Origin of the sequence: Gluconobacter sp. OJB, from assembly GCF_039638275.1 — a bacterium.
GTDB lineage: Bacteria > Pseudomonadota > Alphaproteobacteria > Acetobacterales > Acetobacteraceae > Gluconobacter > Gluconobacter cerevisiae.
Genome location: NZ_JBDIWH010000001.1, coordinates 2,137,733 through 2,154,187 on the forward strand (window position 1 = coordinate 2,137,733; position 16,455 = coordinate 2,154,187).

The following is a 16,455-nucleotide window of genomic DNA, read 5'->3' on the forward strand; positions in this document are numbered from 1 at the left end:
CGGTCAACCCGGCAGATCAGACCCGCTGATACAGCAGATCCCGCGCCAGCCAGCACCCGACCCGCATTGCTGTCACGCTCCCGCCCTGCCGCTCGAACGCCAGGGTCCAGTCTCCGGGAGCCGTATGATCAAGCGCGCGCGGGCAGGGCAGAACCCACACATCCTTTGCCAGACGCTGGAGCATTTCCATCCGTCCATCGCCCAGAATTCCCGAGAAACCGCCATAAACCACGCCGCCCGCCAGTGTGATGGTCACTTCGGCTTCGTCGAGTTCTTCACAGCGATAGACGCCCGCCAGTTCAGCAATATCCTCGCCGGGCGTTTCGTCGCAGCGCGTGAGGATGCCTGTCCGGTTTTCTCCCGGACGCTCCACCACAACTTCGGGGCCTTCCGCTGTTTCCTGTGCCTTCACGACGACCGACCCCGCTTCGGCCCGCGTCGTCGAAACGCCTTCCAGAAGCTCCGGCACCATCAGATAGCGCAGCTTTGCTCCGCCCGGCGCGGGTTCGATTCGGGCCGACAGTCCCGTCTCTCGCTCCAGATAGGTCCCATACAGCGCGGTCGGAGGTTGCGTGCTGCGGTCCGGCTCGTATGGAACGCCCAGAGCCGCCGCCAGAATCTGCGCCGCTGCAACCTGTGCGGCGTTCATGTGATTGAACATCACCACGACTGACAGACGCTCGGACGCGACATGCAGCCGATGGGACCGCCAGCCCCGCAACGCGCCGCCATGCATCGTGACGTCCCGCCCGAACATCGTGCTGCGTTGCAGGCCGAATCCATAAGGCGCGGCTTGGCCGTCACTGAACGTCACCGGCGCGGTCAGACGCCGGTACAGACTGTCCGGCGCGTCGCGGGTTTCATCAATGAACCGCTCCCACGCAATCATATCGTCCAGAGACGCTCCAAGTCCGGCATCCCCCGTCCAGATGACATTGTTGACTGCCGGCCGGAAGCCGCTCTCCACGGTTCCTTCATAGCCGACTGTCCCATCCGGCATGGCGCGCGTATCGGCTGCCAGAATGGCGCGTTCCATGCCAACCGGATTGAAGATCGACGTCTGGAGCAGTTCTGCGAAGCTGCGCTCCGTGCGGTCCTGAAGAATGTCGGAAATCAGCCGAAAATTCTGGTTCACATAAGAATAGGACGTGCCGGGCTGGAACTGGAGCGTTCGCGTTCCTTCAATGACGCGCCGGGCCTCGCGGTCCCCGAAATCCCCTTCGATGGGCGCGCCATGCAGCATCGCTACAGCCCAGTAGTCCCGCAGGCCGGACTGGTTATGCGCCAGATGCAGCATTCCCGGCGAAGGCTCGTCGAGCTGCGGCAGGCGCGCATCCACATCCGCGTCCAGCTCCGACGGATCGTCATACAGGTCGAGCAGCGTGCCGCAGGTGAACTGCTTGGTGATGGAGCACATGCGAAACAGCGTGGAGGGCGCGAACGGAATGCGGCGCTCCACATTCGCATAGCCCCAGCCATGCCGGATCAGAACCTCGCCGTCCTTCAAAACGGCCACAGCGCCACCGGGGCCGGGAAAGCGGACAGGGATGGCGGAGGCGGCCGCTTCAAGACGGGTAAAAAGTGAATCGCTCATGGATGGAATGATGGCTCCAGACCGTCTTGCCGTAAATGCCTTTCACCCGGCATAATTGTCCCATCATGGAGGACAATCCCGCCCCGCCCCCCGTTCCGGATGCCGCGTCCCTGCGTGAGGCCGCGCTGGCGCATCTCGCCCGCTTCGCCACGACCGAGCAGGGCCTGCGTCAGATGCTGGACCGTCGCCTGCGCCGCTGGGGCGTACGTGCGTCGCATGCCGGTCTGCCGAACGAAGATATCGAATCCGCCGTTGCTGCCCTGCGCCCTGCCATAGACGGAATCGTCGCGTCCATGACCGATCTGGGCGCCGTGAATGACGCAGGGTTTGCCCGCAGCCGTGCCACCAGTCTGACCCGCACCGGCCGTTCCCGGCGCGCGGTGGAAGCACATCTCGCCAACAAGGGTGTCGATCAGGAGACTGTCCGCGACGCCCTCAACGACTCGCTGGGCGAACGCTCGGACAGCAGCGCACGGGAGGCGGAACTCGCTGCGGCTCTCGTTCTGGCCCGCAAACGCCGTCTCGGTCCGTTCCAGCGACCCGACCGCGAAGACGATGATCCCCTCAAGACCCTTGGAGTCTTTGCCCGGAACGGTTTTTCCCGCGATGTTGCGCAGAGCGTGCTCGACATGGACCCTGATGAGGCGGAAGACCGCATCATCGCTTTTCGGAGTCTGTGAGCATGACATCCCGCTTCCTGCCGCTCGGTCTTCTCGTGATGCTCGCAGCCTGTGGCAACCGCTACGAATACAGCCGCGCCAGCTTCAACGGTCCGCTGCAATGCGCGCCCTACGCCCGCGAACGCACTGGCCTGAAACTGAGCGGAAGTGCGGCTTCGTGGTGGGGGCAGTCCAGCGGACGCTATGCCCACACCCATACGCCCCGTCCCGGAGAAGTGCTGGTTTTCCGCGCCACGTCCCGTGTTCCGAGCGGCCATGTCTCCATCGTGCGCCGCCAGGTTTCGGACCGTACAATCCTCGTCGATCACGCCAACTGGGAACCGGGCCGCATCGACCATGCCGTGCCCATTACGGATGTGTCCGCCCGTAATGACTGGACGCTGGTGCGGGTCTGGTGGATGCCTATCCATGGTTTGGGAAAGCGCGCTTATCCGACTTACGGCTTCATATCATCTCGTGACAGTGACGATGCTTCCTGAGAGGAATGCTTGCACAATCGTTCAAGCCTTGCCACATGATGAGACCTCGGGTGGATCCCTCGCTTTTCGGAGTAACACACTATGGGTAGCATGAGCCCCGTTCACTGGCTGATTCTGGCGGTCGTCCTGCTCGTCGTGTTTGGCGGCGGCGGTAAGATCAGTGGCCTGATGGGAGACTTCGCGAAGGGCATCAAGTCCTTCAAGAAGAATATGGGTGAGGATGAATCCATGACCACGACGGATGCCCCGCAGGCTCCGGGTCATATTTCGCCGCCGAACCAGAATCCCGGCTACAGCCAGACGACCAGCAGCGAAACGCACCGCAATCAGGTCTGATGCAGACTCTCACGGTTGATGAAAGCTGGGGCAATGCCTGCCGCCAGATCGTAAGCGCCGGCCAGCGGATGGACCAACGCGGCTGGGTCCCGGCCACGGCAGGCAACCTGTCGTGCCGCCTGCCGGATGGCAGGATCGCCATTACGCGCTCGGGCGGCCATAAAGGCTTCCTGACGGACAGCGACGTCATCGAAATCACGCCGGACGGCGTGCCGGTCGATCCCGCCAACCGCGCCAGCGCGGAAACCCTCCTGCACACGCAGCTTTATGCCCATGATCCCGCGATTGGGGCCGTCCTGCATGGCCATTCTGTTGCCGCGACCATCCTGTCCATGGATGAGTCGTCTGATGCGATCACGCTGGCAGGCTACGAGGTCCTTAAGGTCTTCGAGGGCCAGACGACCCACGACACAAGCCTTGAACTGCCCCTGTTCCACAATGATCAGGACATCGCGCGTCTGGCCACCGTCGTTGCGCCCAAACTTGTGGACATGCGCCTTGGCTATCTGATCCGCGGTCATGGCGTTTATGTCTGGGGCAAGGACATGTTCACGGCTCTGGCGCGCCTCGAAGGACTTGAGTTCCTGCTGGCCTGCGAACTCGCCCGTCTGCAGAGAAAGGCCTGACCATGAGTCGCCTGACCGTCTATCGCGATGATGCTCCCGACACGATCCTGCTGGACGTCACCACACCCGGCGAGATCGCGGAGACCCTGCGCCCCCACAACATCCGCTTCGACCGCTGGTCGGCACCCGTCACACCGGCCCCTGACGCTCCGGCGGAAGAGGTTCTGGAGGCTTATCGCCCCTATCTCGACACGCTGATGGGCGAGACGGGCGCTGGCAGCGCAGATGTGGTGCGGATCAACACATCCACGCCGAATCTTGCGGAAGTTCGGAAAAAATTCCTCTCCGAACACACCCACAGCGAAGACGAAGTCCGCTTCTTCGTGCATGGGCAGGGCGCGTTCGTTCTGCATATCCGCGGGCGCGTCTATTCCGTCCTGTGCACCCAAGGAGACCTGATCTCCGTCCCAGCCGGAATCCCGCACTGGTTCGACGCCGGTCAGAACCCGGACGTGGTGGCCCTGCGTGTCTTCACCGACACGACCGGCTGGATCGCGCAATATACCGGCGATGACATTGCCAACCGCTTCCCCGCTGAAGTTCCCTGAAAGTCCCCCATGATCCGTCTCGTCCTGCTTGATATCGAGGGCACAACCCTGCCGATTTCTTTCGTGCGGGACGTCATGTTCCCCTATGCCGCCAAGGTCCTTCCGGCCCTGATGCAGGACCATACGAACCCGACGGTCGTGGCGGCGCGGGCGGATATCGTCATGGAATATCCGGGACAGGACCCGCTGAAAGTCTGTCAGAACTGGATGAAGGCGGACGTGAAGGCAGCCCCCCTCAAGACGCTGCAGGGCCTGACCTGGCGTCAGGGGTTCGAGGACGGCACCCTTCAGGCCGATCTGTACCCGGATGTCCCGCCCGCCCTGAAGGCATGGTCGAAAGGCGGCCTGCGTCTGGCCGTCTATTCCTCCGGCTCCATCCCGTCGCAGAAACTGCTCTACGGCTATACGGCACAGGGCGATCTGACGCCTCTGTTCGAAGACTTCTTCGATCTTTCGACCGGCGGGAAAAAAGACGCCGAATCCTACGAAAAGATCACCGCCGCTGTCGGTCTGCCTGCAGACGACATCCTGTTTCTGTCCGATATCGGTGCAGAACTGGACGCTGCCCGCACGGCGGGCATGAGCGTCTGCCAGCTCGTTCGCGAACAGGACGGCACTCTCCCGCATTCAGGTGTCGCACAAGCGCCAGACCTGAACTCGGTCTCCAGCCAGTTCGGCCTGCCCGTCGCATGATCCTGCACACGGATTGGCGCAATATCCCGGCCTCCGCCCGCAATACGGTGGCGGCACTCGGTAACTTCGATGGCGTGCATCGCGGCCATGTCCACCTTCTCGACACATTGCGGATGGCACGTCCCGATCATCCGCTGTCGGTCGTCACGTTTGACCCGCACCCCCGCACGCTGTTCCGCCCGCAGGACCCGCCGTTTCGCCTGATGCTGCCGGATGTCCGTGCCGCTGCCCTCGGTGAGCAGGGCGTGGAACATGTTTTCCAGATCCCGTTCGATGCCGAATTCTCCCGTCTGAGCGCCGACCGGTTTGTGAACGATGTTCTCGTGAAGGGCCTCGGCGTGACGCATGTGGCCTGTGGTGCGGATTTCGCATTCGGCCACCGTCGTCACGGCAATATCGATCGCCTCGAGGCTCTTCTCGTGCCTCATGGAATCGGTCTGACCATCGTGCCTCAGCTTGTCGATGACGGCGGCCCGATTTCCTCCAGCCGCATCCGTCGCCTGTTGCAGGAAGGCTATCCAGAGCGCGCCGCTGAAGAACTGGGCCGTCCCTGGAGCATCACCGGCCCCGTCATGCACGGAGACCAGCGCGGACGTCTTCTCGGCTTCCCGACCGCCAATATCCCTCTGACGCAGCATCTCGAACCCGCGCGCGGCGTCTATGCCGCCCGCGTTACGCTGCCTGATGGCCGAGTGATTCCTGGCGTTGCCAATATCGGTCGTCGTCCCACGATCAATGACGGTCGGGAAAGCCGCCTCGAAGTCCATCTCTTCGACTTCAACGAAGATTTGTACGGCCAGACCCTCAGCGTTGCCCTGATTGCGCTACTGCGTGAGGAAAAGCGTTTCTCCGGTCTGGACGAACTCAAGGCCCAGATTACCGCCGATGCCGCGCAGGCCCGTTCCATTCTGGCCAACTGAGCCTTCTTCTCAATCACCTGAACCTCGGCGGACTGCGGCCCTTCTTCGATTTTGGAGGAGGGCTTTTTTGTGCTGTATGACATTGTGTGTCATTTCGGTCACTTCTCCAAAGAGAGAATGAGAATCCTTCGCATTTTTGCAGAATGTGTATTGAGAATAATTCTCAATAAATCTTTAAGGGTAGCATCAGTTTTCGTTTGCAGGATCGTGATCCGATGTCGTCCAGAATACCTCGCCCTCCTCTGGGCTCGCTCTCTCTGGCCGCTGGTCTGACGCTCGTCTGTAGCGCAGCCCATGCCCAGCAGACTGATGCCCGGCATCATCACAAAGCCCGCCGTCAGTCCGTTTCCAAAAATACCGCACTCCCTCCGCAGGCCGCTAAATCCGCCGCCCCGAAGAGCGCAACCCCCGCTCCGAAAACAGCTGATAACAGCATCAGCGCCGCCCCCGGTGAGGACGAGCATCTTCAGGTGGTGGGCTCGCCCATGAACATCCTGCACGAGACCATGGGTCTGAGCCGGATGCCGGAAGATGCGCTGCATACGCCGCAGACGATCAACATCGTCCCCCAGCTTCTGATGCAGCAGCAGAACGTCAAATCCCTCGACGAAGCCCTGCGCAACGTGCCGGGCATCACAGCCTCTGTCGGTGAGGGCGAGGGTGGCATGGCGGGCGACCAGTTCCTCATCCGCGGCTTTCAGGCCCAGAACGACATCTACGAAAACGGCCTGCGCGATTTCGGCGTCTATACCCGCGACAGCTTCGATTACGACCATGTCTCGGTCATCAAGGGGCCGTCTTCCGAAGTCTTCGGTAACGGTACTACGGGCGGCGCCATCAACATCACCACCAAGGTCGCCCATCTCGGCGACAGCTATGGCGGCAGCTTCTCGGGAGGTTCGGCAGACTACTACCGGGGCACACTCGATTTCAACAAGCAGATCGGAGATTCTACGGCCATCCGCATTACCGGCATGGGTAACGAGAACAATACGGTCGGCCGCGATAACGTCTATTCGCACCGCTGGGGTCTCGCACCGTCGATCGCGTTCGGTCTGGGCAAGCGCACAACGTTTACGCTGGAATATTTCCATCAGACGGACAACCGCGTGCCGGATTATGGCGTACCGGTCGGGAAAAAGCCGGGCACCCGGATTGCAAAGCCTCTGACGGAATACGGCCTGAACCGCAACAACTGGTATGGTACGACCTACGATCAGGATGCCTCGAACGTGGACATGCTGACAGGCCGCCTGAAATTCGACCTGAACAAGCATATCACGCTGTATGACGACCTGCGTGGCGGCATGTACAGCCGGTATTTCTCCGCCTCACAGCCCGGCTGCGATACAACCTGCGTGGCCAATTATTTCAACAATCCCGAGGCCGCGACCGTAAACCGACGGGGCCATCTGGGCGGCCCCGAACCCTATCAGCAGGACGACTGGTCCGTGCAGAACGTCTTTTCGGGCGTTGCAAAGTTCTCCACAGGCAGTATCCGCCATCAGATTATCGCAGGCGTCGACGTTGCGCATATCTATGACCGGCGCACCAACTACGCCTATAATTTCAATGGTCAGAATGGCACACGTGCAGACAAAACAAGCCTGACCAATCCTTCCGCCACACAGCCCGGCCTGCTGCTCGGCACGCTCGGTCAGTATAGCGGCACACTCGTCAACATTCCCGGTGTCGGCCGTGCGCTCTACAAGACGGGCGATGCCACCGATGTCGGCGCGTTCTTCTCCGAACAGGTCTGGCTTCTGCCCGAGTTCTCGATCCGTGGCGGTTTCCGCTGGGATCACTGGAACAGCCATTATTCGGCCAATGGCGGGATGGTCGGCGCAGGCGTGGCCTACGGACAGCAGCAGGACACGTTCAATCCGACCGTCAGCCTGATGTACACGCCGACCAGCGATCTCATGGTCTATTTCAACTGGGCGCAGTCCACCACGCCGCTAGGCCTGTATGTGACGAACAGCTCCGAACCTCTGAAATCCTCAACGCAGGGTTTCAGCCCCGAGCGCAGCAGCCTGTACGAACTGGGTGCGAAGTATAACGCCTTCCACGGCCGGATGGGCTTTACGGCTTCCATGTTCCGTCTGGAGAAGGGCAACGCCCTCATGACCGATCCTTCGACAGGGGATGTGTCGTCCTCCAGCGATCGCCAAAGAAATCAGGGCGTCGAACTCAGCGTTTCGGGTGAGATCCTGAAGAACTGGACCATGATCGGAACCTACGCCTATTACGACGCCACGACCGTCTGGTCCCAGACGGCGGCCGATCTCGGCAAGCGCATCCAGTACGCCCCGAAAAACTCGGCCACCATCTGGTCCACCTACACGATCGCTCCTAACCGCCCTTGGAACGTCACGTTCGGCGGTGGCCTGACATGGCGTGATGGCGTCTATCTGAACGCTGCCAATACGGGCCGCGTGCCCGCGACAATGGAGTGGGATGCCGTTGTCTCTCATAATTTCGGCAAGCGCTGGCGCGTGGCCATGAACGGCTACAACCTCGACAACCGTCTGAATTACAGCAACCTGTTCAGCGACCGCGCCACCCCGTCCGTCGGCCGCTCTTTCCTCTTCAATCTTTCGGCAAATTACTGAGCCGAAACAGTCTTGCCTGAGGGGGCAATTCCCATCTCCTTCAGGCGTTCGCGGACCCGCTCCAGCAGGTCCGCGTCGCCTTGCGGCCCCAGCGCCGTGAGTTTCTGGTCCATCGCCAGCAGGATGTCGGACGTCGCATCCACAACAGCCTTGCGCCACCAGCCCAGCGCCTCTTGGGTGTTCCCGGCATCCACGAGAGCCGTCGCATAATTGTGCTGTCCCCGGTAATCGCCGCCCTCAGCCGATTTTCGGTACCAGTCCAGCGCCGCCGCCCGGTCCTGCGGCACAACCCAGCCTTCTTCCAGAAACCTTGCATAGAGGTTCATGGATTTCGCATGACCATGACCGGCGGCCGTGCGGAACAGGTCCAGCGCTTGCGCCAGATCCGCCTCCATGCCGATCCCGCGCATGGTGAGGATGCCCAGATTATACCGGCCCCATTCGTCGCCCGCAGCAGCGGCGGCGGCGTAACAGTGTGCCGCCTGTTGCAGATCCTTCTCGCAGCCCCAGCCGAACTGGAAGCAGCGTCCGCGCATGTTGTGCCCGGGTCCGAACCCGGCACTTGCCGCAATCGTAAACCACTCCAGCGCACCCGCCGGATCGCGCGGAACATGCACGCTGTCCAGAAGCACCTGTCCCCATTGCACGATCTGAAGATGCTGCCCCTTCAGTGCACCCTGCCGGATCTCTTCGATCTGCGGCGGCAGGGCCGGGGCCTCAGGACGACGGGGACGGGTTTTACGGCCCAGAAATTTCTGAACGATCCGCTTCATCAGAGTGCCGGCACGACCTGCTGGACCGTGAACCCGTCCTTCCGCAGAAGAGCGGGCAGTCCTTTCGGCCCCGCCATATGAAGGGAGCCTACCGCCACGAACAGCGAGGTTCCGCTTTCATGGATCTTCGCAATTTTTGCAGCCATGCCGACATTCCGATCGTCCAGAAGCCGCGACATGAAGCGCCGTTCCCGCGCGGTGTTCAGACAGTCGCACCACTCGTGGTACGCATCCAGCCGCTTCACGTCACTGGACGCCCACATTTCCGCAAGCCGTCGGTTTTCCGTCTGTGTCTTGCCCGATGACACGCCTTTGATGATGTCGTCGATGAACGCATCTTCATCCGCCTGTTCCGGCCCGATCAGCAGATCGCGCTGCATCTGCACCGTCTCCAGCCCGATCAGCGGTTTTTTCAGACTGCCCGCCATGCCCTGAAGCACGGCATCCACAGCATAATCCGGATAATATCCATCTCCGCGCGCTGAAAGCGCCTCGACGCCCGCTGCTTCGACGCCCACAGCCACATGCGCGAACGCCGCGCTGGGCACACATTGCTGATCCATGAGCGCATCCACCTTCGCCTTGCGTCCGGACTGCACGAGATGCGCCCAGCGCGCCGCATCTTCGGGTTGGCGCAGGCTGGTCGCGGTCTCGGGGGCGTTCAGATCAAGCTCCAGTGCGACCTCACTGCTGTGCAGGATCGCAGCCCGCGTCAGCGGACCGGGCATCAGCCAGTCCTGCTTCGCCACATGGAGCGTCCCGTACAGCCAGGATGAATGGCCGTCTTTCGTCACTTTCCACAAAAAGCCCCGGTCCGGTGCCGTCCTAAACATCTGCCCCATCAGGGTCTTGTCCGGCACGCTCGCTGCCGCCGGACAACGGGGCGCCTGCGCGAAGGCCCCGCTCGTCGCACAGAAACCCAGAACAAGCACGGCAACAGACTGAAAGAGATGGCGTTTACGCACGGATCTGCCTTCTGGAAAAAGCCTCATATTCCCCATCATCCGTTACTCCCGCCGCCCCCGCAACCCGTCCCGCTCACGCGCCTTGTGCAGGCCTGCTCCGCAACCCGGACTTGACCGGATTGGCCCGCGATCTCCATATGGTCCCTACTTTTGTGTGAATGACCGAAACTGGCCCGTCCCTGATGTCCAACAGCCCTTCCGACAAGACCCCCGATCCTTCTGCCGCCGCGTTCAAGGAACAGCAGGACCGCTATCGCGACACCGTGTTCCTCCCCCGCACCGGCTTTCCGATGCGCGGCGGCCTGCCCAAGCGCGAGCCCGAGACGCTCGCCCGCTGGGCTGAGACGGGACTGGACGATCGGATACGTGAAGCCGGGAAGGGACGTCCCGTCTTCACGCTGCATGACGGCCCGCCCTACGCCAACGGTCACATTCATATCGGACACGCCCTGAACAAGGTGATGAAGGACGTGGTTAACCGCGCCCATCGCATGTCAGGCTACGAGGTCCGATATCTTCCGGGCTGGGACTGTCACGGCCTGCCGATTGAATGGCGGATCGAGGAGCAGTATCGCAAGGCCGGCAAGGATAAGGATCAGGTGCCGCTGCTCCAGTTCCGTGCCGAGTGCCGCCAGTACGCTGCCGAATGGGTCCAGAAACAGGCTGAAGACTTCAAGCGCATCGGCGTGCAGGCCGAATGGGCCAATCGCTATGTGACGATGGACTTCAGCTCCGAAGCCAAGATCGTCGATGAAATCGGCAAGTTCCTGCTCAACGGCAGCCTCTATCGCGGCCTGCGCCCCGTCATGTGGAGCCCGGTCGAGAAGACCGCCCTGGCTGAAGCCGAAATCGAATATCACGACATCGACTCCACCACGATTTTTGTGGCCTTCCCGGTCATCAAGGACCCGACACCCGCCCATGCCCTGAGCGGCGTCTCCGCCGTCATCTGGACGACCACGCCCTGGACCATCCCGGCCAACCGCGCGCTCGCTTATGGCCCGGATATCACCTATGTCGTCTTGCGGATCGACGAGACGAACGAAAACAGCATCGTCCCCCAAGGCGCAAAGCTGCTGGTAGCCGAAGACCGTGTGGAAGCGTTCTGTACGGAAGCGGGCATCACCGCCCATCACACGCTCTACACCCTTCCGGGCACGGCCCTCGAAGGCGCGGTCTGCGCCCATCCGCTGCGTGGCCGTGGGTATGAATATGACGTGCCGATGCTGCCGGGTGAGTTCGTCACGACCGATGCCGGTACGGGCCTCGTCCACATGGCGCCGTCGCACGGTCAGGACGACTTTGCACTCTGCCGCCAGTACGGCATCGAAGTCCCCGAACTGGTGGAAGACGACGGTCGTTACGCGCCGTGGGTTCCGCATCTGGCTGGCATTCACGTCTTCAAGGCTGCCGATCCGGTCTGCGACCTGCTGACGGAAGCCCGCCAGTCCGCTGAACATGACGACGCACCCGCCACCGGCCTCATGGCCCGCGGCTCGGTCCGCCACTCCTATCCGCATTCCTGGCGCTCCAGAGCCCCGATCATTTTCCGCGCGACGCCGCAGTGGTTCATCGCGATGGATGGCGAGACGAAGCTGCGCGAAAAATCCCTCAGCGCGCTGGACAACGTCACCTTCGTCCCCGAAGCAGCCCGCCGCCGTCTCACGTCGATGATCGAACAGCGTCCGGACTGGTGCATCTCCCGCCAGCGCGCCTGGGGCGTTCCGATCGCGGTTTTCGTCGAGAAGCGCACCGGCGAGGTCCTGCGCGATGCCGCCGTCATGCAGCGTATCGTCGACGCCTTCCGCGAGAAGGGGGCCGATGTCTGGTATGAAGCCGACCCGGCCGTGTTCCTCGGCGCTGACCGCAATCCCGCCGATTATGAACAGGTCTTCGACATCGTGGATGTCTGGTTTGAAAGCGGCTCGTCCCATCGCTTCGATCTGGGGCAGGAGGGGCTGAACTTCCCCGCCGATGTCTATCTCGAAGGTTCCGACCAGCATCGCGGCTGGTTCCAGTCCTCCCTTCTGGAAAGCGTCGGCACGATGGGCGTCGCGCCCTACAAGGCGCTCGTGACCAACGGCTTCGTCATGGACGAGCAGGGCCGCAAGATGTCCAAGTCTCTGGGCAATGTCGTGGCCCCGTCTGACGTGACCGACAGCCTCGGCGCGGACATCCTGCGTCTGTGGGTCCTGAACTCCGACACGAACGAAGACCTTCGCATCGGGCAAGAAATCCTCAAGCAGCAGGGCGAGCTTTATCGTCGCCTGCGCAATACCCTGCGCTGGCTCCTCGGCGCGCTGGATGGCTTCACACCTGAAGAGGCCGTGCCCTATGCCGATCTGCCGCCGCTGGAGCAGTATATCCTGCACCGCCTGTCCGAACTGCGCGGCCTGATCTCCAGCGCGGTTGAGACGCATCAGTGGGTGGGCGTCTATCCGGCACTGCACGGGTTCTGCACCACCGACCTCTCGGCGTTCTATTTCGACATCCGCAAGGACGCGATCTATTGCGACGCCACATCCGATCCGACGCGCCGCGCGGCCCGCACGGTTCTGGATGTCCTGCACCGTGCGCTCTGCACCTGGCTGGCCCCTGTTCTCGTCTTCACGGCGGAAGAAGCCTGGCAGGCCCGTTTCGGCGAAAACGACAGCGTGCATCTCGCGCAGTTCTTCGAGCCGGATGCGGAGTGGAACGATCCCGAACTCGGCAACCGCTGGGAAGACATCCGCGCCTATCGTCGCCTTGTCACGACCGAGCTGGAAACAGCCCGCCGTGACGGCACGATCGGCTCCTCGCTCGAAGCCAGCGTCACGCTGCCGCTGTCGCAGGAAGAAGCCGGAATTCTGGGGGGTCTCGACTGGGCCGAACTTCTCATCACGTCCCATGCCGAAACAGAACTGCTGCCGGGCGACACGGCTCATGGCGGCCCGCAGGTCGAGCGTGCGCCGGGCCATAAATGCGCCCGTTGCTGGAAGGTGCTGCCGGAAGTCGGGGAAGACGCCGAACATCCTGCCCTGTGCCGCCGCTGCATTGACGTGGTGAGCGCCTGATGTCCCTGTGGCATGACGGTATGAGCCGCACGGGGCGCATGGTTCTGGGCTTCGCCCTGCTGGTTCTGGTTCTCGTTCTGGATCAGGCCAGCAAGGACTGGATTCTGTACACCTACCACCTGCCGGATCGTGGATCAGTCGAAATCCTGCCGTTCCTGAACTTCACGATGGTCTGGAACCATGCCGTGACCTTCGGCATGTTCGGCGGCCTCGGCAGCCGGGGGCCGTGGGTTTTCTGCGCGATTTCGCTGATCGCGGTGGGGCTTCTGGTCTGGACCCTGACCCGCACGAAACGTACGCTGGTTGCTGCGTCCTGTGGTGCGATTGCCGGTGGGGCCATCGGCAATGTCATCGACCGCCTGCGCTATGGCGCGGTCGTGGATTTCCTGCACGCCCATGCGTTCGGCTGGTCATGGTATGTCTTCAACGTCGCGGATTCCGGGATCGTCTGTGGCGTGGCCGTCTGGCTGATCGACTCCCTTCTTGCCGAACGTCAGGCCGCCAGAGCTTCGAACGCGAAGTGATGCACAGCCGGAACTTTTTCTCACGCCCCGCTCCGGCCTTGCTCCCGCGCCGCGTGAACTGTAGGAGTGTTCCAATCATGATCGCGTCCCAGGGGCCCTCCATGCGCCGTAACCGTCTTTTCGTTGCCCGTCTCAGTGTTCAGATGGGTGCCATGGCTTCCGTCGGCCTGCTGCTTTCGGGCTGCACGGGCGCCGATGTCTCCCGCGCGATCGGCCTCGAACGGGCCATGCCCGACGAGTACACCGTCACGACCCGCGCGCCCCTCTCCATGCCGCCTTCCGAGCAGATGCAGCTTCCCGGCGCCGCGGACGCCCATCGCCCGGATGAAAGCCCGCGCATGCAGGCGCTCGAAACCCTCTCGCCGGACACGGCCCTGCATCCGGATTCCGGCAAGGGCAGCACAGGCCAGACCGCACTGGTCGGGCAGGTGGACAAGTCCGCCAATGCGCCGAACAATGCCGAACTCGGTACGGCCGATGCCGGTTTTGTGGACAATCTGATGTTCTGGAAAGGCGGCAATGCCGGATCCGTCGTCGATGGTGACGGCGAAAACCGTCGCATCCGCGAGAACTCGGCTCTGGGCCGCAACCCTGCAACGGGCGCCACCCCGACGGTCCGCAAGAAGAAAGCCTTCCTAGGCGTTCTGTAATTCTGCCAGTCCCGACCGCTCCCACACCAGCCTGTTGATCGGCTGGAAGGGACGGTCCCGTCTGCCGCCCGGCTCCTGCCCGGACGATGAGGAGGCATCGTGACCGAGGCCCCGTCCTTTCCCCGCCCCCCAAGCCGTCCAACAATCCGTCGCCTGTCTGGCCACGTCATCGACCTGATCGCAGCGGGCGAGGTCATCGAACGTCCCGCCGCCGCGCTGAAGGAACTGGTCGAAAACGCCATTGATGCTGGTGCGACACGTATCGTGGTCGCGCTGCGTGCAGGCGGAACGGACCGGATTGACGTTACCGACAATGGCTGCGGCATGAACCCGGCCGAGCTGGAACTGGCGGTCGAGCGGCATTGCACGTCCAAACTTCAGGACGACCATCTCGTCCAGATCCGCACGCTCGGGTTCCGGGGCGAGGCGCTGCCCTCCATCGGCGCCAGCGCACGGCTTTCCATCACGTCCCGGGCGCCGGAGTCCGATACCGCCTGGTGCATCCGCGTGGATGGCGGCGTCATTACCCTGCCACAGCCCGCTTCCGGCCCAATCGGTACGCGCATCGTCGTAACAGACCTGTTCTTCGCCACTCCGGCGCGGCGCAAGTTTCTCAAGAGCGCACGCGTCGAGAGTGGTCATGCCGAATCCGTTATGCGGCGGCTGGCTTTGTCCGCGCCTCATTGCGCCATGCGTGTCCTGCTGGACGACAAGGTTCTGTTCGACCTGCCCGAACAGAGTCCGATCAGCCGTGCGGCCTCTATCCTCGATACCACGCCCGATACGCTGATCCCGCTCGACGAACAGCGCGGTGCGGTGCGCCTGTCGGGTTTTGCCTGTGGCCCGGCCCGCACCCGCGCCACCGGATCGGGCCAGTTCATTCTGGTCAACAACCGCCCTGTAACCGACCCGATGCTGCGGACAGCCATTCGTGTAGCCTATCGTCCTGTCATCGAGCGTGGCCGCTTCCCGGTCATGGCGTTGCATCTGAAAGTGCCCTTGGAACGGCTGGACGTGAACGTCCATCCCGCCAAGACGGAACTGCGTTTCGCCGACGAAGCCGACATCCGCTCCCTTGTCATTGGTGGTCTGGGCCGGGCGCTGGGGCATGGCTCGAAGGGCGGAGGTGGCATTCATGCGAGTTTCGCCCCGCGGCCTTCCATCGTCTATCCGCCGCGCCCGCCGGAACCCCGTGAGGCTGTGACGTCGCTTCCGTTACAGACCACTCTGCCCACGGCCTCAGCGCCCCAAACCCCGCAAGCCGCCTCCCGTCAGGGTTTTGCAGAAACAGACCCGGCTTTCGCCCCTGCGGCCCGGGCTCCGCAGCAGCCTGAGGCGCTCGATCCGGCGTTCCCGCTAGGCGCGTCCATCGCGCAGGTCTTTGACACATACATTCTCGCGCTCGCACCCGATGGCGACCTGATTCTCGTGGATCAGCATGCGGCCCATGAACGCCTGACCCATGAGCGCTTGCGCGAACAATATGCGAGCGGCGGCACTCTGCGTGCGCAGGCCCTGCTCCTGCCCGAAGTGGTGGACCTGCCCCGCCGTGAGGCCGAAGCCCTCATGTCGCGGGCGGAAGATCTTGCCAAACTCGGGATCGACCTTGAATCTTTCGGCCCCGGCAGCGTGCTACTGCGGTCGGTTCCGGCCCTTCTGGGCGCGCAGGATATTCAGGGTCTTCTGAAGGACGTTGCCGACGAACTGGCCAGTGATCCGGATCTGGACGCTGCCAGTACGGGAAGTTTCGCGCATCATCTGGACGCCATTCTGGCGCGGATGGCCTGTCATGGCAGTATCCGTGCAGGTCGTCGTCTCAAGCCCGAAGAAATGGACGCCCTGCTGCGAGAGATGGAACGCACTCCGCGTGCCAATACCTGTTCTCATGGGCGGCCCACATGGCTCAGACTGACGCGGCGTGAACTTGAACGTCTTTTTGGACGCGTTAAATAACACGCAGGGTTGAAGAGTGGTTTCTTGCAGCCCCATGTTAGGACCAGCG

The 16,455-nt window shown here is 62.6% G+C and carries 15 protein-coding genes; 12 read left to right on the forward strand and 3 right to left on the reverse strand.

Annotation, left to right across the window (positions count from 1 at the left end; translation table 11 throughout):
* Window positions 1-16: 16 nt before the first annotated feature.
* The gene (locus tag ABDK74_RS09895; RefSeq protein ID WP_346003665.1) at window positions 17-1,594 is read right to left on the reverse strand and encodes a D-aminopeptidase; all 1,578 of its coding nucleotides are present in this window, start codon (window positions 1,592-1,594) and stop codon (window positions 17-19) included.
* A gap of 65 nt (window positions 1,595-1,659) precedes the next feature.
* On the opposite strand from ABDK74_RS09895, the gene ABDK74_RS09900 reads away from it, so the two are divergent.
* From ABDK74_RS09900 to ABDK74_RS09935, 8 genes are all read left to right on the forward strand, one after another.
* Window positions 1,660-2,274 (forward strand): RecX family transcriptional regulator, encoded by a 615-nt coding sequence (locus ABDK74_RS09900; protein WP_346003666.1) that lies wholly within the window; start codon window positions 1,660-1,662, stop codon window positions 2,272-2,274.
* A gap of 2 nt (window positions 2,275-2,276) precedes the next feature.
* Window positions 2,277-2,753: a CHAP domain-containing protein gene (locus tag ABDK74_RS09905; protein WP_346003667.1), complete on the forward strand. Its 477-nt coding sequence runs from the start codon at window positions 2,277-2,279 to the stop codon at window positions 2,751-2,753.
* Window positions 2,754-2,834: 81 nt separating this feature from the next.
* Window positions 2,835-3,089: a twin-arginine translocase TatA/TatE family subunit gene (locus ABDK74_RS09910; protein ID WP_194255744.1), complete on the forward strand. Its 255-nt coding sequence runs from the start codon at window positions 2,835-2,837 to the stop codon at window positions 3,087-3,089.
* On the forward strand, window positions 3,089-3,715 hold the full coding sequence (locus ABDK74_RS09915) for a methylthioribulose 1-phosphate dehydratase (RefSeq protein ID WP_346003668.1): 627 nt from the start codon (window positions 3,089-3,091) through the stop codon (window positions 3,713-3,715). Before ABDK74_RS09910 ends, ABDK74_RS09915 begins: the two co-directional genes overlap by 1 nt.
* 2 nt (window positions 3,716-3,717) lie before the next feature.
* Window positions 3,718-4,263 carry a cupin domain-containing protein gene (locus ABDK74_RS09920; RefSeq protein ID WP_346003669.1) on the forward strand — a complete coding sequence of 182 codons (546 nt, stop codon included), beginning with the start codon at window positions 3,718-3,720 and terminating at the stop codon, window positions 4,261-4,263.
* A gap of 9 nt (window positions 4,264-4,272) precedes the next feature.
* On the forward strand, window positions 4,273-4,956 hold the full coding sequence (gene mtnC / locus ABDK74_RS09925; RefSeq protein ID WP_346003670.1) for an acireductone synthase: 684 nt from the start codon (window positions 4,273-4,275) through the stop codon (window positions 4,954-4,956).
* Entirely contained in the window at window positions 4,953-5,876 is a 924-nt protein-coding gene (locus ABDK74_RS09930) for a bifunctional riboflavin kinase/FAD synthetase (RefSeq protein ID WP_346003671.1), read from the forward strand. The genes mtnC and ABDK74_RS09930 overlap by 4 nt, the downstream gene beginning before the upstream one ends.
* 215 nt (window positions 5,877-6,091) lie before the next feature.
* Window positions 6,092-8,488, forward strand: a complete 2,397-nt coding sequence (locus ABDK74_RS09935) for a TonB-dependent receptor domain-containing protein (RefSeq protein WP_346003672.1) — start codon at window positions 6,092-6,094, stop codon at window positions 8,486-8,488.
* Here ABDK74_RS09935 and ABDK74_RS09940 read toward each other — a convergent pair.
* Complete coding sequence (locus ABDK74_RS09940; RefSeq protein WP_346003673.1) at window positions 8,482-9,261, reverse strand: tetratricopeptide repeat protein; 780 nt, start codon at window positions 9,259-9,261, stop codon at window positions 8,482-8,484. The genes ABDK74_RS09935 and ABDK74_RS09940 overlap by 7 nt on opposite strands.
* Complete coding sequence (locus ABDK74_RS09945) at window positions 9,261-10,226, reverse strand: TraB/GumN family protein (RefSeq protein ID WP_346003674.1); 966 nt, start codon at window positions 10,224-10,226, stop codon at window positions 9,261-9,263. The genes ABDK74_RS09940 and ABDK74_RS09945 overlap by 1 nt, the downstream gene beginning before the upstream one ends.
* 182 nt (window positions 10,227-10,408) lie before the next feature.
* On the opposite strand from ABDK74_RS09945, the gene ileS reads away from it, so the two are divergent.
* The 4 genes from ileS to mutL all read left to right on the forward strand — a co-directional run bounded on the left by ileS (window position 10,409) and on the right by mutL (window position 16,406).
* Window positions 10,409-13,279 carry an isoleucine--tRNA ligase gene (gene ileS, locus ABDK74_RS09950; RefSeq protein ID WP_346004204.1) on the forward strand — a complete coding sequence of 957 codons (2,871 nt, stop codon included), beginning with the start codon at window positions 10,409-10,411 and terminating at the stop codon, window positions 13,277-13,279.
* Window positions 13,279-13,803 carry a signal peptidase II gene (gene lspA, locus ABDK74_RS09955; protein ID WP_346003675.1) on the forward strand — a complete coding sequence of 175 codons (525 nt, stop codon included), beginning with the start codon at window positions 13,279-13,281 and terminating at the stop codon, window positions 13,801-13,803. Before ileS ends, lspA begins: the two co-directional genes overlap by 1 nt.
* A 77-nt stretch (window positions 13,804-13,880) precedes the next feature.
* Window positions 13,881-14,453: a DUF3035 domain-containing protein gene (locus tag ABDK74_RS09960; protein ID WP_194255735.1), complete on the forward strand. Its 573-nt coding sequence runs from the start codon at window positions 13,881-13,883 to the stop codon at window positions 14,451-14,453.
* Between the two features lie 99 nt (window positions 14,454-14,552).
* Entirely contained in the window at window positions 14,553-16,406 is a 1,854-nt protein-coding gene (gene mutL / locus ABDK74_RS09965; RefSeq protein ID WP_346003676.1) for a DNA mismatch repair endonuclease MutL, read from the forward strand.
* Window positions 16,407-16,455 lie beyond the last annotated feature (49 nt).